We start from the raw sequence: 24,978 nt of genomic DNA on the forward strand, positions 1-24,978 counted from the left end.
GCATGACGATCACCGTTCTCGACACCTCAGCTGGCATGCGGGCCGTTCTCTCTGCCGACCCATCTCGGCGCCCCGATGCGCTGCGTCGGATGCTCGCCCCGACGAAGGGCATGTTCCGCTACTTCTCCGACGAGGTCGACCTCGCGGCGATGCACGCCATGAGTCTGGGTTTCCCTATCGACCGGCACCTGGGGGAGTCGAGTCGTGCCCTGGCTCGCCTCGACGAGGCTGATGCCTGGACCCGAATCGAGACGTCTTTGGCCGAGGCTGTACGAGTGCAGACCGCTGCGCTTCCCGCCATCTTCGTGCCGGACATCACGGTTCTGCTCGTGCTCGGCGACCCGGGCGACGATTACTTCATGGGCCCCGCACGCGGTTTTACCGGAAACGGCAGCATGACGGGATTCATCGCCCTCACCGTGTGGCCGACAGACGAGAACCTGGGCAGGCTGGAGGCTGCGGCCGCTCACGAGCTGCAGCACAATCTTCGGTACGCGCCCAGAGGCGTGGTCTGGAATCCGGCATCCGTCATGGTGGGGGAGCAGATCGTCTCGGAGGGCCTGGCAGACGCGTTCGCCCGGGAATTGTTCGGCGACATCGGCTACACGCCTATGGGTGCGGCGCATCTGCACGACGACGACGTCTTCGACAAGGTGGTCTCGGGCTTGCGGGTAAACGGCATGCAGAACTTCACGGCCTGGGTGCACGGAGACGAGGCGGCTCGCCGGTTCGGCGCAGAGCCGATGGGCGTTCCGACCGGAGCGGGCTACGCGGTCGGGAATCGCTTGGTCGACGCCTTCTTGCAGAGCACGGGCATGTCGGCGTCGCAGGCCCTCCACGTCGACAGTCACGAGGTCATCGACGTGGCCCTTCGAGCGTTGCGCTAGGCCGGGCTCAGATCCACTGTGCCGAGCTCGGGTCGACCCCCTTGGCCGTCGCGTTCGCATCGATGATGCGTGTGAGCCACTCGGCGAGCCCGGGCTCGATGTCGTCGTAGAAGGCGGTGAATCCGGCTTCCGTCACGTAGCGGCGCGCGATGAGGACGTGCATCGAGTGCGTGCAGTGGAAGTGCTCGCTCTGAGCGGCGCGATGACGCTCGGCGAGGGCGTTCGCCTCCGCCGTTCCCGGCTCGACGTGTGAGCGCATCGCGCCAGCCAGGTCGGCGTGCAACGCGTCTGTCTCCGACGCCATCGACCGCCACTCGTCGGATGTCCTCTGGCTGCTGCGCTCAACGTACTCCGCCCACTGCGCGGTTCCGTCCCACCGGTCCCGCGCCTGCTGCGTCCACGAGGGATCCCAGGCCGCACCGAAGATCTCGGACTGCTCCTGCTCGGTGAGGGCGAGGCCCCCCTCGTGGGCGTCGAGCAATCTGTCGAGGTCTCCGGCGAGCCGTTGCAGGTCGGTGATCTTGTCGCCCAGTTTGCGCCGCACCTCGGCCAATTCGTGTCGTCTCGACTGCCCACTCGTGTCGAGCAGCGCGGGAATGGCCGCCAACTCGATGCCGAGCTCTCGAAACAGCATCACCCTGCGCAGGTAGGCGATATCGGCGGGGCTGTAGGCCCGGTATCCACCGGCAGTGCGTCCGGACGGCGACGCAACGCCGAGTGCATCCCAGTGGTGCAGCGTGCGCACACTCACGCCGAGCCGTCGGGCGACAGCGCCCACGAGTTCGGGTCCATCCGGGTCGTGCGCGCGCATGCGATCAGCCTTGCAGACGCCGATCGTCGACGGGTTCTTTTCTCAGCGTGCGTTTCGTGCGCGGAACAGCACGGCTCCGAAAACGGCGAGCACGGCGGCACCCAGCCATCCGGTGATCGAGCCGAGACCGGGCGCGACAAACAGCACGACCGTGCCGAGAACGATCAGCACTCCGGCCAGCACCCCGAACACCCTCAGCCCGTACAGCGAGATGAATACGAGATAGTGAGCGCCCACGATGATGAGCGATGCCGCGAAGAAGAGAGCCGGTTCGTACGCACCCAGCACGATCGCGACGAGCAGGCCGAACGGAACCGTGAATGCGGACTGCATGGCGAGGGCGACCGATGGGTGGCCCTTCGGCAAGGTCGCCGGCCCTCCCATGAGCTTCAGCACGAGTGTGGTCAGCGGAAAGATGAGCATGCCGCCGACGAAGAGCACGACCATGGCCGCGCTCGGAGAGACCCAGATGAAGACCGCGTTCGCCACGGCCCAGATGACGGCCGAGATGAGGGGGCCGGGAAAGCCCGCGCGATAGACGCGTCGAACATCGGCCTGAGCTTGAGACACGTTCATGAGTTCCTTGCCCTAACGAGCGATTGTGGGGAGAAGCGGGCTGCGGCAGCGCTGATCAGCCCCGCAGCACCTCGGCGAAGATCTCGAGCGCCTGGGCGCGGTCTTCGATCGCGCCGCCCTCGTGGCCGTTGTAGGGCCACACCTGAATGTGCTTCGGCCCCGCGTAGTCGTTGTACGACGCGAACACCGTCGACGGCGGGCAGATCGCGTCCATGAGGGCCACCGAATACCACGCGGGTGCCGATGCTCGGCGGGCGAAGTTCACGCCGTCGAAATAGGGCAAGGTCTGCGTGACCGCATCGACCTGGTCGCGCTGCGTCGCCAGGTAGTTCGCGATCTCGGCATAGGGGTTCTCGTTCGTGATGGTCGTCGCCCGCACGATGTCGGAGAGGAACGGAACAAAGGCCACGGCCGCCGCGATGTCGTCGCGGAGGCCTGCCACAGCGAGCGACAGCGCTCCGCCCTGACTGCCGCCGACGACCCCGATACGCGTGGCATCGACGAACGGCAGTTGCGCCACAGCGTCGACGGCGAGCACGGCGTCGGTGATCAGCCGACGAAAGTAGTAGCTGTCGCGGTGGCCGATGCCCTTGGTCATCACCCCGGGGAATGCGGGTGGCGAGCCGTGCGGGTCTGCGGTCGCGCCCGCCGCCTGAAGCCGACCCGAGCCCTGCCCGCGCGAATCCATGACGAGATGCGCGAAGCCGGCCGACGCGTAGGCGAGGTGCGCGATCGGGTTGCCGCGACCGCCTCCGTAACCCAGGTACTCGACGACGGCCGGCATCGGATGCGCCGGGTCGGCGCCCACGGGCACGATCAGCCAGCCGCGCACGGGCTCGCCGCCGAAGCCCGAGAACTGCACGTCGTGCACGTCGACGCTCGAGAGCGGTGTCGCGAGCGCGGTGAAGACCGCGGGCTGCGCCGCCTGGCGCGACGCGGCGATCGTCTCAGACCAGAACTCGTCGAAGTCGGCAGGGGCGACGACGGCGCTGCGGAAGGTGCGCAGCGCCGCCTCGGGCATATCGGTGAACATGACTCGATCCTGTCAGCCCTTGAGGCCGGAGTGGGCCAGGCCCTCCACGAACTGTCTCTGCGCGATGAGGAAGACGACCAGCACCGGAACGACCGTCATCGTGGCCGCGGCCAACTGGGTGTCCCACATCTCTCCGCCGTAGGCATCGGTGAACCTGGTCAGCGCCTGCGGCAGCGTGAACAGCTCGGGGCTCGTGAGATACACCGTGGGTTCCAGGTACATGTTCCACGATCCGAGGAACGTGAGGATGGCGACGGCCGAGAGTGCGGGTTTGGCCAGCGGCATGCAGATGCGCCACCAGATCGCCACACGCCCCAGACCGTCGAGGCGTGCGGCCTCTTCGAGCTCGACCGGCAACGAGATGAAGAACTGCCGCATGATGAAGGTTCCGAGCACAGCGGGAGCACCGATCGCGGGCACCAGGATGAGCGGCAGGTGGGTGTTGATCATGCCCAGGTTCTTGAAGATCTGGAACAGCGGGATGATCGTCACCTCGCTCGGCACCAGCAGGCCCGTGAGCACGATCAGGAACAGCACGTTCTTGCCGGGAAAGCGGATGCGCGCGAACGCGTATCCGGCCAGGCTGGAGACCAGCATCGCGACCACGGTGACGATCGCCGCGATATAGAGGCTGTTCAGGTACTGCTGCGCGAACGGCTGGAATGTGAACGCGTCGACGTAGGCCGCCGTGGTGGGGTTCTCGGCGAACAGGGTCGGCGGCGACGCGAAGATCTCGTTCAACGGCTTGAACGACGACGTGATCATCCACAGGGTCGGCACCGCGAACGGGATGGCCATCACGATCAGCGAGGCGATGAGCAGCACCGACCTGAGACGCGAACGCACGCGACGAGGCTTGCGGATGCCGTTGGCCGCCGGGGCCTGTGTAGCCGTGACGGGTCTGGTCAGGACGTCAGTCTTCATAGAACACCCACTTGCGTCTCAGCTGCCACTGCACGATGGTGAGCACCAGCACGAAGCTCAGCAGCATCAGCGCCAGCGTGGAGCCGTAGCCGATGTCGTTGAATTGGAAAGCCTGCTGGAACACGTAGTAGACCAGCACGGTCGTCGAGAGTTCCGGTCCGCCCTCCGTGAGCACGGCCACCTGCGCGAAGGCCTGCAGTGATCCCACGATGGTGATGACCGAGGTCAACAGGAGCGTGGGGGAGATCAGCGGCAGCGTGATGCTGAAGAAGATCTTGCGAGGGGTGGCGCCGTCGATGCGGGCAGCCTCGTAGAGGTCGCCGGGCACGCCCTGCAGAGCAGACAGGAACAGGATCATGTTGACCCCGACGCTGCGGATGACCTGCGTGACGATGACGGCGATCATCGCGGTGGGGCCGGTCTGCAGCCAGTTGGGTCCACTCACCCCCACGAGCGCGAGCAGGTTGTTGATCGCGCCGTTGTCTTGGAGGAGGAAGCCCCAGACCAGGGTCCAGGCGACGACCGAGATGACGACCGGCGAGAAGAACAGCGTGCGGAACAGGGCGCCGCCCTTGATACGCCGATTCAGCAGCACGGCCAAGCCGAGACCGACGGCCAGGTTGAGTACGACGACACCCACGCTGAAGATGGCCGTCGCACCGAGCACGCTGCCCAGCTTGGGGTCGGCGAGGGCCGCGCTGTAGTTCTCTCCGCCGACGAAGCTCAGCTTGCCCGTGAAGATGTTCCACTTGTTGAGGCTGAACCAGATGCCGAGCCCCACGGGGATCAGCACGAACGCGACGATCCCGATGAATTGGGGAAGGATGAACAGGTAGCCCGCGAGAGTGTCGCGGCGCTTCATATTCCAGAACGACCGCTTCTTCGCCGTCGCCCCGGGGGGCGCAGCCGGCGACGTGGGGGGCGCCACCGGCTGCGAGATGGTGGAGGTCATGAGGTCACTCGGCCGTCAACAGGGGCTCGAGCGCACCGCACATGTCGGTCAGAACCTCTTTCACGTCGGCGTCAGGCGTCCACATGCGGTCGAGCACCGTCTTTCCGGTCTGCGCGATCTCGGCCGGACCTGTGTGCACGGGCGGCGAGACGGCCTCGGGAAGCTCATCGACGACCACGCGGGTCAGCTGCTCCTCGGAGAGTTTCGTGTTCACAGCGGCCAGCTTCTCGCCGGTCAGGAGCGACTCGCGGGGCGGCGGGAAGAACTGGGCCAGCTTGGCCGAGTTCGTCGGGTTCGTCAGGAACGAGAGGAAGTCCACGGCCTCCTGCGGGTGCTTGCTCGACTGCAGCACGCCCATGCCTGCCTGGCCGAGAACGGAGTAGTCTCCTGCGGGGCCTGCGGGCAGTGGGTAGATGTCGAAGTCGAACGACCCGTCGAGCAGCGACGCCCGTGACACCTGCGCGGTGGTGAAGGCGGCGTCACCGGCGAAGAAGTCCGCCGTCACACCAGGACCGGGCATCGACTTGTCGACATAGACGGCGTCGTGCAGGAACTGGAACGCGTCCACCATCTCCGGCGTGTCCATCGTGCACGTGTCGCCCTTGTCGTTCCAGGCTTCTGCGCCCCATCCGGTCCACACCGCGGGGAGGGTGAGCCACGACGAGAAGTTGAAGTCGCGGATGACGAAGCCGGCCTTGCCGGTCTGCGCGTTCACCGCCGTCCCCATCTTCGAGACGTTCTCCCACGTGAGATCGGCGGGATCGACCGTCTGGCCGGCCTCGGCCAGCAGCGTCTTGTTCACGTACAGGGCGAACGGCGAATTCGAGAACGGATAGGCGTAGAGCTCTCCGTCTTGAGAGAACGACTTCGCCACGCTCGGCAGGATGTCGTCGTAGTCGTACCCCTTGGTCGCCTTGAACGGCTCGGTCAGCGGCACCATGGCATCCGACACGATCAGGTCTTTCGCGATGTCGCCGACCCAGGCCATGTCAGGTGCGTTGCCGCCGGCGACCTGCGTCGTGAGGGTGGTGTTGTAGTCGGCGAACGGCAGTGACTCGAACGTGATCGACTTGATCTCGGGGTGGGTCGTCTTGTACTCGTCGGCGACCGAGTTGAACAGCGCCAGCTGGTTCGCGTCAGACGTCCAGACCGACATGCGCAACTCGACGCTTCCGGGCGGGGCGGAGGTGGGTGCCGCGTCGGGCGCCCCTCCCGAGCACGCGGATACGAGCAGTGCGCTCGCCGCGATCGTGGCGACGGCCGCCAGCTTCCTTGCTGATTTCATTGCCTCTCTCATTTCTCTTAGTAGCCCAGGATTTCGGGCCAGTGGATCTCGATTCCGGACGCTTCGAGCCGCGCCTGGAACTGCTCGGTCAGGTCGTCGTCGGCCCAGACGTCTCTCGGTGTGTGCCCGGTCTCGAGGCAGAACGCCGCCAACTCACCCGCGGACTCCCCGATGTTCCACTCGACCGGGTGCAGTCGATACGCGCCGTTGGTGATGTGGGTCGTGCCGATGTTCTTCGACGCGGCCAGCAAATTGATCGTCTCCCGGGGGATCAAGGCTCCCAGGGGGATCTCGAAGGGGCTGCATTCGACATCGATGTAGTTGTCGCCGCCGACCGACGGGTGCAGGTCGATACGGTACATGCCGACGCCCACCGACTTGTCGAAGCGGGCCGGTCCGTCGCTTCCTCGAGCGGCGACGCTGATGTCTTGCTCGACGATCGTCGTCAGGGCCTTGATGCGGCGGGATTCGCGGATATACGGAGCCTGGGCCAGGCCGTCGGCCGTTCCCAGAACGTCGCCGCGCAGCCTGAGTCCGGGCCAGCCGAACCCGCCATCCGGTCTCGGGGCCTCGGTCTGAAGCCAGTAGAAGTACGACAGTGCGAGCTGGCGGGCGCCCTCGAGATGACGCGCGACGTCGTCGTTGTCGAGGATGGAGTCGTCGAGGTAATCGAGCATCGGCCAGTTGGCGATCACGATGTCGCTCTCGTAGCTGCCTTCGATGAAGGTGGAGCGTGCGGCGATGCGGCGGAACATCCACAGATCGGTGTCTCCGCCCGACAGGCTCTGATCGGCGTCGCGGCCCTCGACGAGCGGCGGGTTGACGAACATGGTGCGCAGCTCGGGCGTGAGGGTGCGTGGGTTCGGGGCGGTGAACGACAGCAGCCTGTCGCCCCAGAACGTCGGTTCGTAGCTGTGCCAGTAGTCATAGTCGGCTGGGCGGTCGATGGTGTTGTCGCCCGGCGCGACGTCGAATGCGAAGCACCACGTGACGGCCTGCACATTGCGCGGGTCTGCGGTGTTGGGAGCGCTCGGTTCGCCGTACTCCGCGTTCGACTCGGAGCCGGTCACGTAGTCGGTCGACGAGAGCGGAAGCAGCGCTCCTGTCTCGGTGGCGTCGAGCACGTACGGTGCCGACACCTCAACCTCGTGTCCGTTCTCTATGTTGCGCAGCAGCACGCTCGAGACGACGTGTTCGTGGCGCTCTGCGGCAACGGGAACGTAGGGCTGCAGCACCTGCAACCGCCCGCTCGAACGATAGGGCGCCAGCATCTGATCGATGACGGCGACGGCGACGCGGGGCTCGTGGCAGAGCTTGCTCACAAGACCCGCACCCGGGTTCAGCCGAGCGTTGTCGCGAGCCTCGGGGGTAAGCGGGTAGAAGTCGCGGTAGTACTGCCTGATTCCCTCACGCAGGGCTCGATACGAGGAGGTGACCCCGAACTGCTCGACCCACTTGTGCTCGTCGGGCGGCACGGCCTGCGAGGTGAGCTGTCCGCCGAGCCAGGAGAACTCGTCGCTGAGCAGAACCGTGCGTCCCGAACGCAGCACGGCGAGGGCCGCGGCCACTCCGCCGAGGCCGCCCCCGATCACGGCGACGTCGACCTCGATCGACAGGGCCTTCACGCTCGCACCCGGTCGCGGCGGGCTTCGGCCGACCGCGCGGAGGAGGTGCTGTAGTTCGGCTCCATCGTTCTGCTCCCTTGCAGGTAATTCGTATTGTGTCTGGGACTTGCCCGGTACCCCAGTGACTCTACGATGCGTTTGCACGAAGAGAAAGCTTTCGCGCGGGTAATCTTCATTGCCTCGTCGAAGAGGGTGTTCAGAGACCGATCAGCCTCGGGCGCGCGAGCTAGATGAGGACAAAATCCTGCCTCGAGCGGACGGCACCAGCCGATTCGCGGCGCACGCTGCGCCGAGTGTGACTCGACGCGCTTATGTCCTCGGTTAGAGGTCGGTCGTCGCGTCCGCGACGCTCGGCGCGTAGACGTCGGGCTCCAGGTAGATCACGCGAGCGATGGGCACTGCCTCGCGAATGCGCGCCTCGACGGCGTTGATGGCCAGAGCGATATCGGTGAGCGTGGTGGCCGCGGGCAGCGTGATCTTGGCGCCGACGAGCATCTCTTCCGGGCCGAGATACATCGTCTTCAGGTGCACGAGGTGCTCGACCTCGGGGCTCGACGTGATGGCGTTCTCGATCTTCGAGAGGTCTTCGTCGGTGGCGCCCTCGCCGACCAGCAGACTCTTGGTCTCGATGCCCAGGATCACGGCGACGAGCACGAGCAGGGCGCCGATGAAGACGGTTCCGATGCCGTCCCACACGCCATTGCCGGTGAGAACGGTCAGACCGACTCCGGCGAAGGCGAAGACGAGTCCGAGCAGGGCCGCAGTGTCTTCGAGCAGCACCACGGGCAGCTCCGGCGCCTTCGCCCGGCGGATGAACTGCAGCCAGCTGAGCGTGCCACGCGTGGGGTTCGACTCGCCGATCGCCGTACGCAGAGAGAACCCCTCGAGGCCGATGGCAATGACGAGCACCAGCATCGGCAGCCACCACACCTCGAGCGGGTGCGGATTGTTGATCTTCTCGATGCCTTCGTACAGAGCGAACACGCCACCCACAGAGAACAGGATGATCGACACGACGAAGGCGTAGACGTAGCGCTCGCGGCCGTAGCCGAAGGGATGCGCGCGGTCGGCCTGCTTGCGCGACTTGCGGCCGCCGAGCAGCAACAGCAGCTGATTGCCCGAGTCGGCGGCAGAGTGCACGCTCTCGGCGAGCATCGACGACGACCCAGAGAACAGGAAGGCGATGAATTTGGTGAGAGCGATGCCGAGATTGGCTGCCAGCGCGGCGAAGATCGCCTTGCTGCCTCCGGATGTGCTCATGAGTCTGTCCTCTACGCGCTGTACCTGCACAGGTGGCGGCTTACCCGTCGATCCCCAATCCTAGGATGGACCCGTGACCGACACTGCCCCCGTCTCCCTGCCCGCCATCGCCATCCTCGGCGCCGGATCGATGGGTCGTGCCATTCTCTCCGGACTGCTCGCACCGACCGTCGACGTGTCCGGCGGCATCCGCGTGACGAATCGCTCGGCCGCCCGCGCCGCGGAGTTCGACGACGTCGAGGCGGTCTCGGCCTGGGCGACCGACGACGATCCCGAGGCGAATCGCCGGGCTGTCGCCGGCGCATCCATCGTTCTGGTGGCGGTCAAACCGCCCATGGTGCCGGCCCTGCTCGACGAGATCGCGGATGCGCTGGAGCCCGGCGCGATCGTCGTGAGCGTGGCGGCGGGCGTGACCGTCGCGACTTTCGAGCAGCGTCTGCCGGAGGCTGTGGCCGTGCTGCGGTCGATGCCCAACACCCCCGCGATCGTCGGCAGCGCCGTGACCGGGCTCTCGGCCGGCACCCGGTCGACGGCCGATCAGCTCGCGCTCGTCAGGCGGGTGTTCGAGACGGTCGGCGAGGTCGTCGTCGTTCCCGAAGACAAGCTGGATGCGTTGTCGACGATCTCGGGGTCGGGCCCGGCGTACGTCTTCTTTCTGATCGAGCAGCTCACCGCGGTGGCCGTGCAGAAGGGGTTCACCCCGGAGGAGGCCGCCGTTCTGGTGAACGGCACGTTCCTGGGGGCATCGCAGTTGCTGGCGGCGTCGGAGTCGACCCCTGCAGAGCTGCGTCGACAGGTGACGAGCCCCAAGGGAACGACCGAGCGCGCCGTCGCGGTGCTGCAAGACGGGGGAGTCGACGAGCTGTTCGCCCGGGCGACGGATGCGGCGCTCGCTCGCGCTCGGGAGCTCGCCGCCGGCTGAGCGTTCGCTCCCTGAGCCAGCAGATGGGCAACCCCCTGTGCTGTGTCGGGGCGCAGCGATAGCGTTTCAGAGTGAACCTTCTCTCTCTGTGGCCGATCAGTCTGATCGTGCGGCATCGCGAAACAGCGGCGGCGCGCATCGACCTCACGATTCCGGTGAACTCGGCGTTCTGGCGCGCGCGCCAGAAGAAGGCGGGCGAGCTGCTCTACGTGGTCATCGGAGATTCAGCGGCGCAGGGAATCGGGGCGTCGAAGCCGTACCGCGGTTACGTCCAGGTCGTGGCGAACCACTTCGCCGCAGAGACGGGGCGCTCTGTGCGGATCGTCAATCTCAGCGTCGCGGGCGCCCGGCTTCGAGAGGCTCTCGCCATCCAGATGCCGAAGCTGGCCAAGCTGCTGCGCGATGTCTCGCCCGATCTGCTGACCGTGTCGATCGGTGCCAACGACATCAACTCGTTCGAGAAAGAGCGCTTCGCCCGCGAGCTCGAAGAGCTGTACTCACAACTGCCCTCGACCGCGATCGTCGCCGATCTGCCCTGCTTCCATATCCCACAGCGTGAGCGGCTCGTGGCCGTCGCCAATCGTATCGTGAGGGCGACCGCCGAGCGCCATGGCCTCACCGTCGCGCCGCTCTACGAGGTGACCAAGCGGCAGGGAATCGTGAAGGCGGTCTATCAGTCGGCGGCCGACCTGTTCCACCCGAACGACCGCGGCTACCGGGTCTGGGCCTCGGCGTTCTTGCCTGATGTCGCTTCGCGGGCCCGAAGCATCCGGGCCCGCGAGGCTGCATCGCCGACTCAGTAGCCGTTGGAGTCGGGCACGAAAGTCGCCTTGTCGCCGTCGATCTTCACATCGCCGCCCACCCGGATAGTCGTCTTGTTCGAGCCGTCACGCTCGCCGCCCGAGGTGTACTTGTAGGTGACCGAGGCGGATCCGGTCTTGGTGGTCGTCACGCCCATGGTGCCGTCGTAGCTGATTCTGATCTCGTATTCGGGAGCCTCGGTCAGACTCCACACCACGTTGGTGGGGTTGCCGTACGAGTAGTACAGATCGTTCGGGCAGTTGTCGGGCTCGAGCGATGTCGACGCGATGCACTCTGCGAGGTAGGCGTCCACCTGCTTGCTGATCTCCTCTGTCAGGCCCGGCGTGGCCTCGGGCTCGAGCGCGACCGGGTTCGTGCTGCCGAGGACGCTGCCGGCCATGATCGTGCCGGAGACCGGTTCCGCTGTCAGCCATCTGCTCGACTTCGAGATGCTGAAGTCGTAGCGTCCGGGGAACGCGATCAGGCTCAGCCCTTCGCCGCGCTGCTCGTCGCTGAGTTCGATCGGCACGCCGTTGACCTCGACCTGGTCGAGCGACTCGTCGATGTACACCGGCAGGGTGGACTGTTCGGGGCGGTCGAGCTTCCAGTCGTCGAAGAAGAGCCACTGCTTGCCGCGGGACTCGACGGTGAACTGCATGGTGGCCTTGCTGCCGTCTTGATCGACCTCGGCGGTCACGTTCGCGGTGTCGCCCGAGGTGGTCACCGACGTGATGTCGTATGACGTGATGCGGCCGGCCGCGGCGCGGAAGATCTCGTCGTCGAGCAGGAGGCGCTCAGAGTTCGGGGCGTCGACGTCGCTCAACTGGAGCGCACGCGAAGCGTCGCCCTCGACGAGTGCATCGAGGTACTCCGACACCTTCGCCTGCGGGGCGTTGACCACGCCGTTGGCGATCGAGAGCCCCACCGACGCGAGTACCGCGACGACGATCACGCTGCCAGCCACGATGGAGCCGACCACGATGCGCTTCTTGGTGCGCGGATCTAGCGGGTTGGTGGGCGGGGTCGTCACCGCGGGTGAGGCAGTGGTCGCGGGTGCGGAGGTTGCCGCGTTCGGGTCGGTGACGACCGGCTCCCCGACCTCGGGAGCGCCCGCGAACGGCGCGACGGACACGTGGGGCCGAGCGAGAGACGCGGGCGGAGTGGAGCTCACGAAACGCAGCGCCACGCGGTTGAGGCGAGCGACGAAGCCGGCGGGCAGGACTCCGAGTACGTATCCCGCGACGTACCGAGAGACCACCTCGACGAGGGCCCCGAGCGCGGCGAAGAGCAGGAACGTGTAGGCCGCAGGGCCGACCGTCAGTGACCCCGAGACGAACCCGCCCACGGATCCGCTTGCCGCGACCGAACCGAACAACGAGATGAGCAGACCGACCAGAGCGAAGGCGCCGACGCTCGAAGCCCAGGCCGCCACGGGAGCCATGGGTCGCGAGGCCCGGAGGACTCGCAGGAGCGTGCCCGCAACGGCGATCAAGACGATGACGAGCACGACATCGACGACGACGACCCAGGGGTCCGCCGAGCCGATCCAGATCGAGCTCGGTGTGCCGGTTCCGATGGCCTGCATCAGGGTGCCGCCGGCCGAGAGCTGGCCGAAATGCATGACCGCAAGCGCGTCGACCGCGGCCGTCGGCAGCCAGAGCGGCGCGCTCAACAGGGCGCGCGGACCAGATTGCACGGTGACCCCGATGATGAGTGCGATGCCGACGACGAGCGAAGCGGCGACGGCGTAACCGAGGGCGATCCAGAGCGCTGAGCTGAGCGCAGCGGGAAGGCGAAGGCCGACACCGAACGGCTTCGCCTCGCGTCGGGCACCGGGTGTGCTCGCGCGACCGATCACAGCACTGAGCGTCATGATCACGAGTGCGCCCGCGAAGAGGCTGACGGATGCTGTGGTGACCGAGAACATCGCGCCCTCGGACGAGTAGGCGATCGAACCGATCAGCGCGAGCACGGTGATCAGGACGGAGTAGCTCAGGCCCTGGGTCAGCGCGGTGATCCAGCGCACGGACGCAGTGTCACTCGGTACTCGCCGTTCGGCAACGTGAGACGTGACGGCAAGAGATCCGGCCTGCACCAGGAGGAAGAGCAGCGGTACGACGAAGACGAAGACCGAGCCGCTGACGGACAATCCCATGGCGCCGGCAGAGACCGATCCCGTGATCGTTCCGAAGAGCCCGGCGCCCAGCAGCTGCAGGGGAAGTGCGGCCACCAACGACCAGGGCCGAGACTCGTCGATCGAGAGAACGGTGAGGATCGTCGCCAGGAGTCCGAGCACGTAGCCGACCACCAGCGTGGTGGCCACGGGCAGAAACATCGGCAACAGGCGCTGCGGCCCGAATGCTCGGGCAAAGACGGATGGCGGCCCCGCGGGTGGCGGTGTCGCAGCGGCCGGTTGCGGCTGCGCCGGGGCGGCCGGTTGCGGGGTGTTCGGATCGCCTGCGGGCGCGGTTGCTTCGTCGGTCACTGGAATTCCCTCGAGTCGGCCTGAATTCGGCGTGGGATTTTCCCCACACCTTGTCTAGCACTCGGGGGCACCCGTATGAGGGTGTTCGGTGTCCGCATTTATGCCGACACCGGTAGCGAGATTTCGCTACTCGAGGGCCGAGAACTTCTCGATGTCGCTCGAGGTGCCGGAGACGATGATGATGTCGTGGTCGGTCACGACCGTCTTCTCTGTGGCGTAGGTGAAGGGCTTGCCGGGCGACTTCACTCCGACGACGGTGATGTTGTGGCGCGAGCGAACGCCCGACTCGGTGAGGTTCTTTCCGCGGATGGGCCTCGGCGGGAACATCTTGACGAGAGCGAAGTCGTCGTCGAACTCGATGAAGTCGAGCATCCGTCCCGACACGAGGTGGGCGACCCGCTCGCCGGCCTCGGCCTCCGGGTAGATCACGTGGTTAGCGCCGATGCGCTCGAGGATCTTGCCGTGCGATTTCGAGATGGCCTTGGCCCAGATCTGCGGAACCTTGAGATCGACGAGGTTGGCGGTGATGAGCACGCTCGCCTCGATCGACGAACCGACGGCGACGACTGCGATCGAGAACTCGCCCGCGCCGATCTGCCGTAGCGCGTCGATGTTGCGCGCATCCGCCTGCACCGTGTGGGTGATGCGCTCGGACCACTTCTGAACGAGCGTGTCGTTGTCATCGATGGCCAGGACCTCGCGGCCGAGGCGGTCGAGCTGGCCGGCCGTCGCGGCGCCGAAGCGACCGAGGCCGATCACGAGGACAGGAGCGTCGTGCTTGATGCGATCAACCAACGATGGGCCTCTCTTCGGGTCGTCTGAACAGCTGCCGGCGCTGGCTCGCTGCGAGGGCTGCGGCGAGAGTCACTGTACCAACGCGACCCATGAACATCGTCGCGGCCAGCACGTAGATGCCCGAGTCGGGCAGGGATGCCGTGAGTCCGGTCGTGAGCCCCGAGGTCGCGAACGCGGAGATCACGTCGAAGAGCACGAAGTCGAGCGGTGCCTTGGTGATCTGCAAAATGACGATGGTGGAGATGGCCACGGTGGTGGCGCCCCACAGCACGACGCTCACGCCGAGTCGGAGGACGTCACCCGGGATGCGGCGCCCGAAGGCCTCCATCGACTCGTTTCCGCGGGCCTCCGCGAAGGCGGCGAGAAACAATACGGCGAGTGTGGTGACCTTGATGCCACCGGCCGTCGACGCGGAACCGCCGCCGATGAACATCAGCATGTCGGTGACGAGCAGGCTCGATCCGTTGAGGTCGCTGATGGCAACCGTCGAGAAACCACCCGACCTCGTCATCACCGACAGGAAGAGCGACTGGAAGATGGTGTCGCCCGCGTTGAGGTCGCCGTAGGTCTTCGGGTTGTCGAACTCGAGCACGATGTAGAGCACGGCACCGGCGACGATGAGGATGAGCGAGGTCACGAGCGTGAGCTTCACGTGCAGTGACCAGCGCTTCGGCTTCTTGATGTTGCGCGAGAGCACGTAGATGATCGGGAATCCGATGCTTCCCATGAAGACGCCCAGCATCAGGATGCTGAGGAACCAGTAGTCGTTCTCGAACGGGGTGAGGCCTTCGGCGTTAGGCGAGAAGCCGGTGTTCGTGAAGGCCATGGCCGAGTAGTAGAAGCTGTCGGTGATCGCCGGGGCGAGGGCGACGCCGTCGATGAGCATGCGGGGGATGAGAAGAAGCGCGATCACGAGCTGGATCACGAGGGAGCTCACCGCGACGGTGGCCAGCAGCCCGCCGATCTCGCCGAGCCGCACGGCCTGGCCTTCCGACACGGCGCCGTGGCGCATCCGCATGGGGTTGGTGTCGCCGGCGGCCATGAGTCGGCTCTTGAGGCCGAGTTTGCGCGACACGGCGAGGCCGAGGATCGACGCCAGCGTGAGAACGCCCAGCGCACCGATCTGCACGCCGATAAAGATGAAGATGTGGCCCACGACCGACCAGTGCGTGGCCATGTCGACGGTCGAGAGCCCCGTGACGCAGATCACCGAGACGGCGGTGAAGAGCGCGTCGGCGATCGGCGTGACCGAGCCTTTCGCCTGCGAGATCGGCAACGAGAAGAGCACGGTGAAGATCAGGATCATCGCCGTGAAGATCAGAATCGCGAAGCGCGACGGCGACTGCTCGGAGAACTCGTCGATCATGTCGCGGACGCGGCCGAACGGTGTGCGCCTGGCGTAGACGGAGCGCCGCGTGGGTGCGGGTATGCGCATCGAGCGTCCTTCGTCGACAAGGCCGACTGCTGCTCGGTCGGCCGAATGAATTCCAGTCATGGTACTCCGGCGAAGCATCCGGGCGGCGCGCCAGCCCCCAGGCTGAGGAGCAATCTCGCCTCGACTGACTACCCTGGTGCCATGGCCGACATCTTCTCCGTGATCGCTGACCCGACGAGACGCCACCTGCTCGAGCTTCTGCTCGAGCGCTACACGGCCGCTGGTTCCGCCGAGGCCGCGCCGCACGCGGGGGAGTCGAGCGTCTCCGAACTGGTTCACGCACTCGACCTGAGCCAGCCCACCGTGTCGAAGCACCTCAAGGTTCTGCGCGACGCCGGCCTCGTCGCCGTTCGCGAAGAGGGGCAGCACCGGTACTACAAGCTCGACGCATCGCCGCTCGAAGAGGTCGAGGACTGGGCCATCCCGTTTCTCTCGGCCGACTTCGATGGCTCCCTCAAAGACGACGACGCCGAGTGGGCAGACACCGCCGTGGGCGGCCACACGCCGGATGCCGCGGGCTCGGCCTCGGAATTCGCCCGCAACGTCGGGCGCACGGTCGCGACCTCGAGCCACCAGGCGCGAGCCGTGGTCGAAGATCTGCAGGCCAACGCGACCAAGCTCGTATCGCGACTGCGCAAATAGGGGCGAACACCCGGTTGCCCCGCATCCGGTGCACGCCCTAGAGTTGCGAATCATCACGGGGTCTCATTCGTCACTCGCGTGATTCGTCGCAGTGCCCGTAGAGAAGTTCGTATAGAGGAGAGACGCCATGGCCGGCTCAGACCTGCCCGATGTGCGCTTTCTGACCGTGGCCGAGGTCGCCGACATGATGCGCGTGTCGAAGATGACCGTCTACCGCATGGTGCACTCGGGCGAGATGCCCGCGATCCGTTTCGGCCGCAGCTTCCGCGTGCCCGAGACCGCGGTGGCCGAGGCCCTCACCCAGCACGCGGCCGACACGGCGTAGCCCCGCGGCGGTTCCTGCCGCGTCCCGCCCGCCGCATCCGCGCCGGTTCGGCGCATCCGCTACCGGCCGACCAGGCGCGGATGCCCCGAACAGGCGCGGATGGGAGCGAGGTGGCTAGAGCGCGGCCAGGGCCTCTTCGAGCACTGTCGCCGCGTCGTCGATGAGTTCGTCGCTGATGACGACCGACGGCATGATGCGCAGCACCGAGTCCCAGCTGCCCGCATCGAGCACGATCACGCCGTGCGTGGTGGCGTACTTCAGGATGGCGGTCAGGGCCTCGGGGTTGGGCTCGCGCGTGCCGGGCTTGACGAGCTCGACGCCGAACATGGCACCCTTGCCGCGCACCTCGCCGACCACGTCGAACCTCTCGGCCCAGTCGCCGATGCGCTTCCACAGCGAGGCCTCCACACGCTGGGCCTCGGCCAGCAGATTCTCGCGTTCGATGATGTCGAACACCTCGAGCGCGGCCGCGGTCGAGACCGGGTTGCCGCCGAACGTGCCGCCGATGCCGCCGGGCTGCACGGCATCCATGATCTCTGCGCGACCGGTGACCGCGGCCAGCGGGAACCCGCCCGCGATGCCCTTGGCCGTGGTGATGAGGTCGGGGATCACGCCGTCGTGGTGCTCGATCGAGTACCAGGTTCCGGTGCGGGCAATGCCGGCCTGGATCTCGTCGGCGACGAAGACGATACCGTTCTCGCGGCAGAACTCGGCGATGCGGGCGAAGTATCCGGGTGCCGGAATGACGATGCCGCCGTCGCCCTGGATCGGCTCCACGAAGAACGCGGCGATCTCGGACGCGCCGATGTGGGTCGTGATGTAGTCGATGGTCTTCTCGGCTGCCTCGGGGCCAGAGAGTCCGTCGCGGAACGGGTAGCTCGTGGGCACGCTGTAGACCTCGCCGGGGAACGGCCCCATGCCGGCCCGCTCCGGCCAGGGGCGGTAGGTCATCGCCATGGTGAGGCTCGTGCGGCCGTGGAAGGCGTGGTCGAGGCTGACGATCGCACGACGGCCGGTGAACTTGCGCGCGATCTTCACCGCGTTCTCCACGGCCTCCGCTCCCGAGTTCACCAAAATCGAGTGCTTCTCGAAGTCGCCGGGCGTGATCTCCGCGAGCTTCTCTGCCACCCGAACGTAGTTCTCGTAGGGGGTGACGGTGAAGAGGGTGTGCGTGAGCTTGCCGGCCTGAGCGGCCGCCGCGGCCGCGACATCCGGATGCGCGTGGCCGATCGTGGTAACACCGATTCCGCACCCGAGATCGATCAGCTGGTTGCCGTCGACGTCGACCAGGATCGCCCCGTCGCCGCGCTCCATGTAGATGTTGGCCAGCGTGCCGGCGCCGCGAGAGACGGAGCGGACCCGCCGCTCCTGCAAGGCGACCGATTTGGGGCCGGGAAGTTCTGTGACGAGCGAGCGCTGCTGGGGGATGTCGAAGTCGCGAACCATGGCTTCAGCCTATGCGCTGGTCGGGCGCATTAGTCGTTCAGCGTTCGGCCTTGTAGACTGCTCCGAGGCAAAATTCTCTTCCGCTGCGATCTGCGCAGCGAAGCTCAAAATCGTGAGGTCCCTGTGGGTTCAGTAATCAAGAAGCGTCGCAAGCGTATGGCGAAGAAGAAGCACCGCAAGCTGCTTCGCAAGACACGTCACCAGCGCCGCAACAAGAAGTAGCATCTCGTGCAGCGCTCATAGCGCTGTCGATGTAGCACCAGCGCCAGGCCTGAGGTCTGGCGCTTTTGCTGTGCCCGCGCGCCTTGGCGGCCGCATCCGCGCCGATTGGGCGCATCCGCTGCTGGTCGACCGGGCGCGGATGCGCCCAACCGGCGCGGACGCCGGATCAGCGAGCTCGGCGGGCCTCTCGGCGTACGCGCTTGCGCGCATCTTTGATGCTCGACGGGTTCAACCGCATCACCGGCCAGTCGTGCTTGGTGGCGTGGGCGAGCAGCGCGTGGTCGGGGTTCACCACGACGGGATGGCCGACGAACGACAGCAACGGAATGTCGTTGCTCGAGTCGGAGTAGGCCCAGCATTCGGTGGGGTCGACGCCAACTCCGTTCGCGAGGGCGATCGACGCGTCGGCTTTGTCTTGCGCGTGCATGACGGGGCCCTCGAGCACGCCAGTGTAGACGCCGTCTTTCGACTCGAAGCGGGTTCCCAGTGCGCCGGTCAAGCCGAGTCGGCTCGCGAAGACGTCGGCGACCTCGCTGGCTGTGGCGGAGACGATCCAGACCTGGTGCCCCATCGCGAGGTGCTCTTTGGTGAGCGCCACGGTCTCGGGCCACAGCCGCTGGCTGATGCGGCGATCGAAGATGTCCTCGCTCAGCGAGCGGATCTCGGCCTGAGTCTTGCCCGCGATGAGAATCAGCGCCTTCTCTTTGATGTCGCTGAGGTGGCCCATGTTCTCGCCGACCTTGATGAAGTGTCGCTGCTGCCAGAAGAAGCGCCAGATGTCGCGGGGCGAGAGCATGCCGCGTCGCCACGCGCCGATCGCAACGTGCCAGATGCTTGCTCCACGCAGAAGAGTGTTGTCGACGTCGAAGAAGGCGATGACAGGGCGGTCTCCGACGGGCGATTCGCGGTCGCCGCCAGACGGGAGTTCGGTATTCGGCATGGGTTCTCCATGGTACTCACCCGGGCTGTGCGACAGCGCCGGGGGCTAGGGTGAATGAGTGCCCGCCATCCAGCTCACCCTGCTTTCGAAGCCGGGCTGCCATCTCTGCGATGACGCCCGACAGGTCGTGGCAGACGTACTGGCGACGATCCCGCAGCGCGACGGTTCTGCCTCGGTGGACTTCGACGAGAAGTCGATCCTCGACGACCCGGAGCTCTTCGATGAATACGTCGAGGAGATTCCCGTGGTGCTGATCAACGGGCGCGTGCACACCATCTGGCGCGTCGACCCGGCGCGCCTCACGAACGCTCTCGCCACCGAACTCGAGGAGTCCGCATGATCCGTCACGTCGTCGCATGGAAGCTCGCCGCAGAAGACGACGAGGGCAAGGTGGCCGCTGCCGCCTCCATCCAGGCCGCCCTCGCCCCGCTGCCCGCGATCATCCCCGAGATCAAGAGCTTCTCGATCGGACCCAACGTGGCGTACGCCGATCAGAACTGGGACATCTGCCTCGTCGCCGACTACGACGATCTCGATGGCCTCGAGACGTACCAGGTGCACCCCGAGCACCTGAAGGCCGTCGACGTCGTCAGGCCGCTCGTCTCGGCGCGGGCGAGCGTCGACTTCGAACTCTGATGACCGCGACGGCGCAGCTCGAGACGCCGAGGCTCATCCTTCGCCGCTGGCGCTCGTCCGACCGTGAGCCTTACGCGGCGATGAACGCCGACCCCGAGGTGATGCGCTATTTTCCCGCGGTGCTCAGCAAGGAGAGAAGCGACCTCTCAGCCGAGCGGATTGATGCGGGCTTCGATCTGCACGGCCACGGGCGCTGGGCCATGGAACGTGGTGACACCGGCGAGTTCATCGGCTTCACGGGCGTCGGGCCGATGCCCGAGGGCGTGCCCGGTTCTGACGGCATGGAGATTGGCTGGCGGGTCGCCCGCGCGCACTGGCGGCAGGGCTTCGCCCTCGAGGCGGCGACCGCCGCGCTGGATGCCGCGTTCGCGCCGGATGCTGCGCCGACGCTTCACGAGGTCAACTCCATCACGGCCGTCATCAACGAGCCGTCGCGCGGCGTGATGCGCCGTCTCGGCATGCGCCATATCGATGACTTCGCGCATCCGGTCGTGCCCGAGGGGTCGCCCATCAGGGCGCACGTGCGTTACGTGCTCACGCGCGACGAATGGATGCGGTCGCGCCCGACCTCGTGACGGTGTTGCCTGCCGCGTGAAACGGTCAGGACGCCTCGGAGCGCCGCGACGCCTCGCGTTCGCGAATGAAGTCTGCGGCGGTGAGGCCGTGCACGCGCTTGGAATACATCGACGCGTTCAAGCCTTCGACGAAGAAGCCCGGGTCTGCGTTGAGCGCAGTGGCGAGCCGCACCAGCGTCTCGACGTTGGGGTGCACCTGGCCGCGTTCGATCTTGCCGACGCTGGTCCAGTGCATCTCTGACAGCGAGGCGAGGTCTTCAAGAGTGAGACCCAGCTTGAGGCGCTGTTCGCGCACTCGTTCGCCGAGAATCGCGGCGGCATCCGAGTGCGTTTTGGTCACGCGTCATGATGTCGCGCATAAGAGAAGCGAGGCCAGAGCGTCGACGCTCAATGCGTTTGTGCCCTGCCAGGACTCGAGTCTCGGCAGGGACTCGGCGTCAGCGTGCGGCGTACTCGCGCGTGGGCTGGCGGCGGTAGCCGTCGGTGGCGACGGCGCGCACGGTTGCGGCGATGCCGGCGACCGAGATGGTAGCGAAGATGGACGATACGACGATGGCGATAAGCATGAGTTGTGAACCTTTCTTGTGATAAGTCTCGACTTCTCAACGCAGAAGCACAACTAACTATTTCTTGCACCGAGAAGTAGTTTGCCTACTTTGTGGGGCCTCTCTGTAAGCGCATCATGCGGCTATCAGCTTTTCCCCGACCGAGGCTCCGTAAACTGGACTCCGTGGTAGCCAGCCAGATCCATCTCGTGCGTCACGGCGAGGTCTTCAATCCCCAACGTGTGCTCTACGGGCGACTCCCGGGATTCGGTCTCTCCGATCTCGGGCACGAGATGGCGCGCTCCGCCGCGGCCGAGCTCGTCGAGAGGCGCCGCAGTGTCAGTGCCCTCTACGCATCTCCCCTGCAGCGCACGCAGGAGTCGGCCCAACCGATCTCGCAGGCGTTCGAGCTGCCGATCATCACCGATCCGCGCATCATCGAGCCCACGAACCGCTTCGAGGGGCTGAATATGCGCGGCCGCAGCTCCGCGCTCAAGAGCCCACGCACCTGGCCGTGGCTCCGCAACCCCACCATCCCCACGTGGGGCGAACCGTACGCTTCGATCAAGATCCGGATGCTGGCCGCCATGAGTGACGCCTACAACTCCGTCGAGTCGGGAGACGTCGTGCTCGTGAGCCATCAACTCCCCATCTGGACGACACATCTCGCGGTCGCCGCGAAACCCCTCTTCCACGATCCGCGCCGCCGCCGATGCGAGCTCTCGAGCATCACGAGCTTCGAGCGCGTGGGCAACCGCTGGGTCGAGTCGGGGTACGTCGATCCAGCCGCCGATCTTGCCGAGAACGCGACCGACGTGGGTGCCGTATGACCGGCATTCGGATGCGCCGCGCTGCCAAAGCGGGGGTCGCGGGTCTCGTCGTGGCCGGTGCCCTGCTGCTGGCGGGATGTTCGAACGATCCCCTCGCAGACCAGTACCTCTCGGGCGACAGCAAGAACTACATCGCCGGCGACGGCACGGTCACCGAGATCGAGCCCGAGTCGCGACAGCAGGCCGTCGACTTCAGCGGCACCACGGCCGAGGGCTCCACGGTGAGCCAGGCCGACTACTCGGGCGAGGTCGTCGTGCTCAACTTCTGGTACGCCAGTTGCGCGCCGTGCCGAGTCGAGGCCCCCGACCTCGCGAAGCTCAGTGCGAAGTACGACGGACAGGGCGCGAGCTTCCTCGGGGTCAACGTGCGCGACCAGGCGCCCCAGGCCATCAGCTTCGAGAAGAACTACGGCATCGAGTACCCCTCTGTGATCGACACAGACGGCGCGCTGCAGCTCGCGTTCAGCGGAGAGGTGTCGCCGAATGCGGTGCCGACCACCCTCGTCATCGACAAGCAGGGCCGGGTCGCCGCTCGCATCCTCGGCCAGGTGAGTGAGCCGTCGATTCTCGACACGCTCATTCGCGACACCATCGCCGAGTCGAGCTAGCACCGGTGAACAATCCCTTCGCGGAGGCGGTGCTCTCCGGGCAGTTGCTGCTCGCCCTGCCGATCGCCTTGTTGGCCGGTCTGGTGTCGTTCGCATCGCCGTGCGTTCTTCCGCTCGTGCCGGGCTACCTCGGCTACATCGGCGGCTTCGCCTCGGCTCCGGATGCGACGGGTCGCGCGCGCGGCCGCGGCCGGCTACTCCTCGGTGTGGCTCTGTTCGTGCTCGGCTTCTCGCTGGTCTTCGTGGCCTACGGAGCGGCATTCGGCGCGGTCGGCGCCTGGCTCACCACCTGGCAGGATCTGATCACTCGCATTCTCGGCGTCGTCGTCATCGTGCTGGGCCTGGTCTTCATCGGCCAGTTCACCTTCATGCAGCGCACCTTCAAGCCGTCGTGGGCTCCCGCAACCGGGCTGGCCGGTGCGCCGTTGCTCGGCATCGTCTTCGGGCTCGGCTGGACTCCCTGCATCGGCCCGACCCTCTCTGCCATCGCCGCGCTCAGCCTCAACGGAGCCTCCCCGTGGCGGGGTGCCCTGCTCGGCCTGGTGTACTGCATCGGCCTCGGTATCCCCTTCTTTCTCGTCGCTCTCGGCTTCAACTGGGTCACCGGCTCGGTCGCATTCCTCAAGCGGCATATTCGCGCCGTCAACATCATCGGTGGAGCGCTGCTCATCGCCGTCGGTCTCCTGATGGTCTCGGGAATCTGGACCATCGTCATGAACAACCTGCAGGGGGTGATGTTCTCCTTTGTCTCGCCCGTCTGATCATTACGATTCCCCGAGCCCGGCGCCCGAGTCCGCACGAGGCGGCGGCTCGGCATCCATCACCCAGCCCAAGCTGGGCGTGGTCGGCTGGCTGCGCTGGTTCTGGCGTCAGCTCTCGAGCATGCGCACAGCACTGTTCCTGCTGCTGCTGCTCGCGCTGGCGGCCGTGCCCGGCTCGCTCGTGCCGCAGCGCTCCAGCGACCCGAACGGCGTCACGCAGTACTTCGTCGACAACCCCACGCTGGCGCCGATCCTCGACAGCGTGCAGATGTTCTCTGTCTACAGCTCGGTGTGGTTCTCGAGCATCTACCTGCTGCTGTTCATCTCGTTGGTCGGCTGCGTCATTCCGCGCACCAAGCACCACTTCGACGCACTGCGCTCGGCCCCGCCGAAGACGCCGGCCAGGCTCGAGCGGCTCGGTGGGTTCATCACCCGACAGGCCGAGGGCGACTCCGCCGCGATCCTCGAGTCGGCGCGGACGGTCCTCAAGAAGTCCGGTTACCGGGTGCGTCTGTTCCAGGATGCGCGCTCCACGTCGGTCTCGGCCGAGCGCGGATACGCTCGCGAGACCGGCAACCTGGTGTTCCACACGGCCCTGGTCGGCATCCTCGTCACCGTGGGAATCGGCGGTGGCTTCGGCTACGCCGGACAGCGCGTCGTGGTCGAGGGACAGACATTCGTGAACACGCTGCTCGCCTTCGACTCGTTCAACCCGGGCAGGTTCTTCTCCGACGACACGCTCTCGCCGTTCACGCTGCGGCTCGACGAGTTCGACGCCACCTACGAGACCAAGAACCTCAATGCGTTCGGGCAGCCGATCGACTACACCGCGCACGTGACGACCGCCGAAAACGGCAAGGAATCGGACGGCGAGGTCAAGGTCAACAGCCCGCTGAAGATCGGCGGCTCAGACGTCTATCTGCTCGGAAACGGCTATGCGCCGACCCTCACCGTGAAGAACGCCCAGGGCGACGTCGTCTTCACCGACTCGGTTCCGTTCCTGCCGCAAGACGCCAACCTCACCTCTCTGGGTGTCATCAAGATCACCGACGGGCTGCCCGAGCAGCTGGGAATGATCGGCTTCTTCTATCCGACGCAGGACGTGGGCTCGAACGGCGCCTACTTCTCGTCTTTCCCCGAGGCCGAATATCCGGTCGTCACCCTCAATGTCTACGAGGGCGACCTCGGTCTCGACAAGGGTGTGCCGACATCCGTCTACTCGCTCGCGACCGACAAGATGACCCAGCTCACCGGCGGCAAGACCGGTGTGGACTCCATCGAGCTCAAGCCGGGTGAGACGGCCCAGCTGCCGAACGGCATGGGCACGGTGACGCTCGACGGGATCAAGCGCTTCGCGTCGTTCGACATCCACCGCGACCCGACGCAGGCCTGGGTTCTCGTGTTCGCCATCCTGGTGCTGGGCGGCCTGCTCACCTCACTGTTCATCCCGAGGCGCCGCGTGTGGGTCAAACTCATCGAGAATGCCGATGGCGCGGGCGTGACCCTCGAGTACGCGGGACTGGCCCGAGGCGACGACCCTCGACTCGACGACGCCGTGGCCGAAATAGCCGAGAAACACATCAAGAGCCTTCCGACGCCCGCCGGCAAGCCGATAACCACAAACCCCGGCGCGAACACGCCAGACGACGCTTAGGAT

28 protein-coding genes are annotated in these 24,978 nt (G+C 66.3%); 13 read left to right on the forward strand and 15 right to left on the reverse strand.

Annotated elements, in window-relative coordinates:
- Positions 1-2 precede the first annotated feature (2 nt).
- Complete coding sequence (locus ASF79_RS01315) at positions 3-887, forward strand: DUF2268 domain-containing protein (protein ID WP_055851083.1); 885 nt, start codon at positions 3-5, stop codon at positions 885-887.
- Between the two features lie 7 nt (positions 888-894).
- On the opposite strand, the gene ASF79_RS01320 is transcribed toward ASF79_RS01315, so the two are convergent.
- The 8 genes from ASF79_RS01320 to ASF79_RS01355 all read right to left on the reverse strand — a co-directional run bounded on the left by ASF79_RS01320 (position 895) and on the right by ASF79_RS01355 (position 9,353).
- Positions 895-1,698: a MerR family transcriptional regulator gene (locus ASF79_RS01320; protein WP_055851086.1), complete on the reverse strand. Its 804-nt coding sequence runs from the start codon at positions 1,696-1,698 to the stop codon at positions 895-897.
- 42 nt (positions 1,699-1,740) lie between these two features.
- Positions 1,741-2,274: a DUF7010 family protein gene (locus ASF79_RS01325; protein ID WP_055851089.1), complete on the reverse strand. Its 534-nt coding sequence runs from the start codon at positions 2,272-2,274 to the stop codon at positions 1,741-1,743.
- Between the two features lie 55 nt (positions 2,275-2,329).
- Entirely contained in the window at positions 2,330-3,307 is a 978-nt protein-coding gene (locus tag ASF79_RS01330; protein ID WP_055851092.1) for an acetylxylan esterase, read from the reverse strand.
- A gap of 12 nt (positions 3,308-3,319) precedes the next feature.
- Positions 3,320-4,231 (reverse strand): carbohydrate ABC transporter permease, encoded by a 912-nt coding sequence (locus ASF79_RS01335; RefSeq protein ID WP_082495616.1) that lies wholly within the window; start codon positions 4,229-4,231, stop codon positions 3,320-3,322.
- Positions 4,221-5,183, reverse strand: coding sequence for a carbohydrate ABC transporter permease (locus ASF79_RS01340; RefSeq protein ID WP_082465892.1), 963 nt, complete (start codon positions 5,181-5,183; stop codon positions 4,221-4,223). Before ASF79_RS01340 ends, ASF79_RS01335 begins: the two co-directional genes overlap by 11 nt.
- Positions 5,184-5,187: 4 nt before the next feature.
- Entirely contained in the window at positions 5,188-6,468 is a 1,281-nt protein-coding gene (locus ASF79_RS01345; protein ID WP_055851095.1) for an ABC transporter substrate-binding protein, read from the reverse strand.
- Positions 6,469-6,485: 17 nt separating this feature from the next.
- Complete coding sequence (locus ASF79_RS01350; protein ID WP_235500594.1) at positions 6,486-8,093, reverse strand: FAD-dependent oxidoreductase; 1,608 nt, start codon at positions 8,091-8,093, stop codon at positions 6,486-6,488.
- A 321-nt stretch (positions 8,094-8,414) separates the two neighbouring features.
- Positions 8,415-9,353 carry a cation diffusion facilitator family transporter gene (locus ASF79_RS01355; RefSeq protein ID WP_055851098.1) on the reverse strand — a complete coding sequence of 313 codons (939 nt, stop codon included), beginning with the start codon at positions 9,351-9,353 and terminating at the stop codon, positions 8,415-8,417.
- Between the two features lie 73 nt (positions 9,354-9,426).
- Between ASF79_RS01355 and proC the strand changes: the two genes are divergently transcribed.
- Positions 9,427-10,275, forward strand: coding sequence for a pyrroline-5-carboxylate reductase (gene proC, locus ASF79_RS01360; protein WP_082465891.1), 849 nt, complete (start codon positions 9,427-9,429; stop codon positions 10,273-10,275).
- Positions 10,276-10,346: 71 nt separating this feature from the next.
- Positions 10,347-11,078, forward strand: coding sequence for an SGNH/GDSL hydrolase family protein (locus ASF79_RS01365; RefSeq protein WP_082465890.1), 732 nt, complete (start codon positions 10,347-10,349; stop codon positions 11,076-11,078).
- Here the strand turns inward: ASF79_RS01365 and ASF79_RS01370 are convergent.
- From ASF79_RS01370 to ASF79_RS01380, 3 genes are all read right to left on the reverse strand, one after another.
- The gene (locus tag ASF79_RS01370) at positions 11,072-13,561 is read right to left on the reverse strand and encodes a hypothetical protein (protein WP_156366122.1); all 2,490 of its coding nucleotides are present in this window, start codon (positions 13,559-13,561) and stop codon (positions 11,072-11,074) included. The genes ASF79_RS01365 and ASF79_RS01370 overlap by 7 nt on opposite strands.
- Before the next feature lie 126 nt (positions 13,562-13,687).
- A complete protein-coding gene (locus tag ASF79_RS01375) occupies positions 13,688-14,356 on the reverse strand; it encodes a potassium channel family protein (RefSeq protein ID WP_055776522.1) in 669 nt (222 codons plus the stop codon).
- On the reverse strand, positions 14,349-15,791 hold the full coding sequence (locus ASF79_RS01380; protein ID WP_055851104.1) for a TrkH family potassium uptake protein: 1,443 nt from the start codon (positions 15,789-15,791) through the stop codon (positions 14,349-14,351). The genes ASF79_RS01375 and ASF79_RS01380 overlap by 8 nt, the downstream gene beginning before the upstream one ends.
- A gap of 141 nt (positions 15,792-15,932) precedes the next feature.
- Between ASF79_RS01380 and ASF79_RS01385 the strand changes: the two genes are divergently transcribed.
- Positions 15,933-16,433, forward strand: a complete 501-nt coding sequence (locus tag ASF79_RS01385; protein ID WP_055776516.1) for an ArsR/SmtB family transcription factor — start codon at positions 15,933-15,935, stop codon at positions 16,431-16,433.
- Positions 16,434-16,560: 127 nt separating this feature from the next.
- Positions 16,561-16,758: a helix-turn-helix domain-containing protein gene (locus ASF79_RS01390; protein ID WP_044442490.1), complete on the forward strand. Its 198-nt coding sequence runs from the start codon at positions 16,561-16,563 to the stop codon at positions 16,756-16,758.
- Between the two features lie 114 nt (positions 16,759-16,872).
- On the opposite strand, the gene ASF79_RS01395 is transcribed toward ASF79_RS01390, so the two are convergent.
- Positions 16,873-18,204 (reverse strand): aminotransferase class III-fold pyridoxal phosphate-dependent enzyme, encoded by a 1,332-nt coding sequence (locus tag ASF79_RS01395; RefSeq protein WP_055851107.1) that lies wholly within the window; start codon positions 18,202-18,204, stop codon positions 16,873-16,875.
- A gap of 123 nt (positions 18,205-18,327) precedes the next feature.
- On the opposite strand from ASF79_RS01395, the gene ASF79_RS16980 reads away from it, so the two are divergent.
- Positions 18,328-18,426, forward strand: coding sequence for a 30S ribosomal protein bS22 (locus ASF79_RS16980; RefSeq protein ID WP_003792170.1), 99 nt, complete (start codon positions 18,328-18,330; stop codon positions 18,424-18,426).
- A 166-nt stretch (positions 18,427-18,592) separates the two neighbouring features.
- Here ASF79_RS16980 and ASF79_RS01400 read toward each other — a convergent pair whose 3' ends face one another.
- Positions 18,593-19,366, reverse strand: a complete 774-nt coding sequence (locus ASF79_RS01400) for an HAD family hydrolase (RefSeq protein ID WP_055851110.1) — start codon at positions 19,364-19,366, stop codon at positions 18,593-18,595.
- A 58-nt stretch (positions 19,367-19,424) separates the two neighbouring features.
- Between ASF79_RS01400 and ASF79_RS01405 the strand changes: the two genes are divergently transcribed.
- Genes ASF79_RS01405 through ASF79_RS01415 form a run of 3 tightly spaced genes read left to right on the forward strand, consistent with a single transcriptional unit; the run spans position 19,425 to position 20,577 of the window.
- Positions 19,425-19,706 (forward strand): glutaredoxin family protein, encoded by a 282-nt coding sequence (locus ASF79_RS01405; RefSeq protein WP_055851112.1) that lies wholly within the window; start codon positions 19,425-19,427, stop codon positions 19,704-19,706.
- Positions 19,703-20,002 carry a Dabb family protein gene (locus ASF79_RS01410; protein ID WP_055776502.1) on the forward strand — a complete coding sequence of 100 codons (300 nt, stop codon included), beginning with the start codon at positions 19,703-19,705 and terminating at the stop codon, positions 20,000-20,002. The genes ASF79_RS01405 and ASF79_RS01410 overlap by 4 nt, the downstream gene beginning before the upstream one ends.
- The gene (locus ASF79_RS01415; RefSeq protein WP_055851115.1) at positions 20,002-20,577 is read left to right on the forward strand and encodes a GNAT family N-acetyltransferase; all 576 of its coding nucleotides are present in this window, start codon (positions 20,002-20,004) and stop codon (positions 20,575-20,577) included. Before ASF79_RS01410 ends, ASF79_RS01415 begins: the two co-directional genes overlap by 1 nt.
- A gap of 25 nt (positions 20,578-20,602) precedes the next feature.
- On the opposite strand, the gene ASF79_RS01420 is transcribed toward ASF79_RS01415, so the two are convergent.
- Together ASF79_RS01420 and ASF79_RS17780 are read right to left on the reverse strand one after the other, a co-directional pair.
- Positions 20,603-20,917, reverse strand: coding sequence for a helix-turn-helix domain-containing protein (locus ASF79_RS01420; RefSeq protein WP_055776496.1), 315 nt, complete (start codon positions 20,915-20,917; stop codon positions 20,603-20,605).
- A gap of 97 nt (positions 20,918-21,014) precedes the next feature.
- A complete protein-coding gene (locus ASF79_RS17780; protein ID WP_268750559.1) occupies positions 21,015-21,143 on the reverse strand; it encodes a hypothetical protein in 129 nt (42 codons plus the stop codon).
- Positions 21,144-21,307: 164 nt separating this feature from the next.
- Between ASF79_RS17780 and ASF79_RS01425 the strand changes: the two genes are divergently transcribed.
- The 4 genes from ASF79_RS01425 to resB are packed head-to-tail and all read left to right on the forward strand — an operon-like array spanning position 21,308 to position 24,975.
- A complete protein-coding gene (locus ASF79_RS01425) occupies positions 21,308-21,952 on the forward strand; it encodes a histidine phosphatase family protein (RefSeq protein ID WP_055776493.1) in 645 nt (214 codons plus the stop codon).
- The gene (locus tag ASF79_RS01430) at positions 21,949-22,560 is read left to right on the forward strand and encodes a TlpA family protein disulfide reductase (protein WP_055776490.1); all 612 of its coding nucleotides are present in this window, start codon (positions 21,949-21,951) and stop codon (positions 22,558-22,560) included. Before ASF79_RS01425 ends, ASF79_RS01430 begins: the two co-directional genes overlap by 4 nt.
- Positions 22,561-22,565: 5 nt before the next feature.
- The gene (locus ASF79_RS01435; RefSeq protein ID WP_055776487.1) at positions 22,566-23,321 is read left to right on the forward strand and encodes a cytochrome c biogenesis CcdA family protein; all 756 of its coding nucleotides are present in this window, start codon (positions 22,566-22,568) and stop codon (positions 23,319-23,321) included.
- On the forward strand, positions 23,305-24,975 hold the full coding sequence (gene resB / locus ASF79_RS01440) for a cytochrome c biogenesis protein ResB (RefSeq protein WP_055851118.1): 1,671 nt from the start codon (positions 23,305-23,307) through the stop codon (positions 24,973-24,975). Before ASF79_RS01435 ends, resB begins: the two co-directional genes overlap by 17 nt.
- Positions 24,976-24,978: the final 3 nt, after the last annotated feature.

Source organism: Agreia sp. Leaf335 (assembly GCF_001423605.1).
In the GTDB taxonomy this organism is placed as follows: domain Bacteria; phylum Actinomycetota; class Actinomycetes; order Actinomycetales; family Microbacteriaceae; genus Agreia.

Bases quoted from the DNA above. Each gene is read 5' to 3' on its own strand.
- ASF79_RS01315 (WP_055851083.1), top strand. From the start codon at position 3: ATGACGATCACCGTTCTCGACACCTCAGCTGGCATGCGGGCCGTTCTC.
- ASF79_RS01320 (WP_055851086.1), bottom strand. From the start codon at position 1,698: ATGCGCGCGCACGACCCGGATGGACCCGAACTCGTGGGCGCTGTCGCC.
- ASF79_RS01325 (WP_055851089.1), bottom strand. From the start codon at position 2,274: ATGAACGTGTCTCAAGCTCAGGCCGATGTTCGACGCGTCTATCGCGCG.
- ASF79_RS01330 (WP_055851092.1), bottom strand. From the start codon at position 3,307: ATGTTCACCGATATGCCCGAGGCGGCGCTGCGCACCTTCCGCAGCGCC.
- ASF79_RS01335 (WP_082495616.1), bottom strand. From the start codon at position 4,231: ATGAAGACTGACGTCCTGACCAGACCCGTCACGGCTACACAGGCCCCG.
- ASF79_RS01340 (WP_082465892.1), bottom strand. From the start codon at position 5,183: ATGACCTCCACCATCTCGCAGCCGGTGGCGCCCCCCACGTCGCCGGCT.
- ASF79_RS01345 (WP_055851095.1), bottom strand. From the start codon at position 6,468: ATGAAATCAGCAAGGAAGCTGGCGGCCGTCGCCACGATCGCGGCGAGC.
- ASF79_RS01355 (WP_055851098.1), bottom strand. From the start codon at position 9,353: ATGAGCACATCCGGAGGCAGCAAGGCGATCTTCGCCGCGCTGGCAGCC.
- ASF79_RS01380 (WP_055851104.1), bottom strand. From the start codon at position 15,791: ATGCGCATACCCGCACCCACGCGGCGCTCCGTCTACGCCAGGCGCACA.
- ASF79_RS01385 (WP_055776516.1), top strand. From the start codon at position 15,933: ATGGCCGACATCTTCTCCGTGATCGCTGACCCGACGAGACGCCACCTG.
- ASF79_RS01390 (WP_044442490.1), top strand. From the start codon at position 16,561: ATGGCCGGCTCAGACCTGCCCGATGTGCGCTTTCTGACCGTGGCCGAG.
- ASF79_RS01395 (WP_055851107.1), bottom strand. From the start codon at position 18,204: ATGGTTCGCGACTTCGACATCCCCCAGCAGCGCTCGCTCGTCACAGAA.
- ASF79_RS01400 (WP_055851110.1), bottom strand. From the start codon at position 19,366: ATGCCGAATACCGAACTCCCGTCTGGCGGCGACCGCGAATCGCCCGTC.
- ASF79_RS01410 (WP_055776502.1), top strand. From the start codon at position 19,703: ATGATCCGTCACGTCGTCGCATGGAAGCTCGCCGCAGAAGACGACGAG.
- ASF79_RS01415 (WP_055851115.1), top strand. From the start codon at position 20,002: ATGACCGCGACGGCGCAGCTCGAGACGCCGAGGCTCATCCTTCGCCGC.
- ASF79_RS17780 (WP_268750559.1), bottom strand. From the start codon at position 21,143: ATGCTTATCGCCATCGTCGTATCGTCCATCTTCGCTACCATCTCGGTC.
- ASF79_RS01430 (WP_055776490.1), top strand. From the start codon at position 21,949: ATGACCGGCATTCGGATGCGCCGCGCTGCCAAAGCGGGGGTCGCGGGT.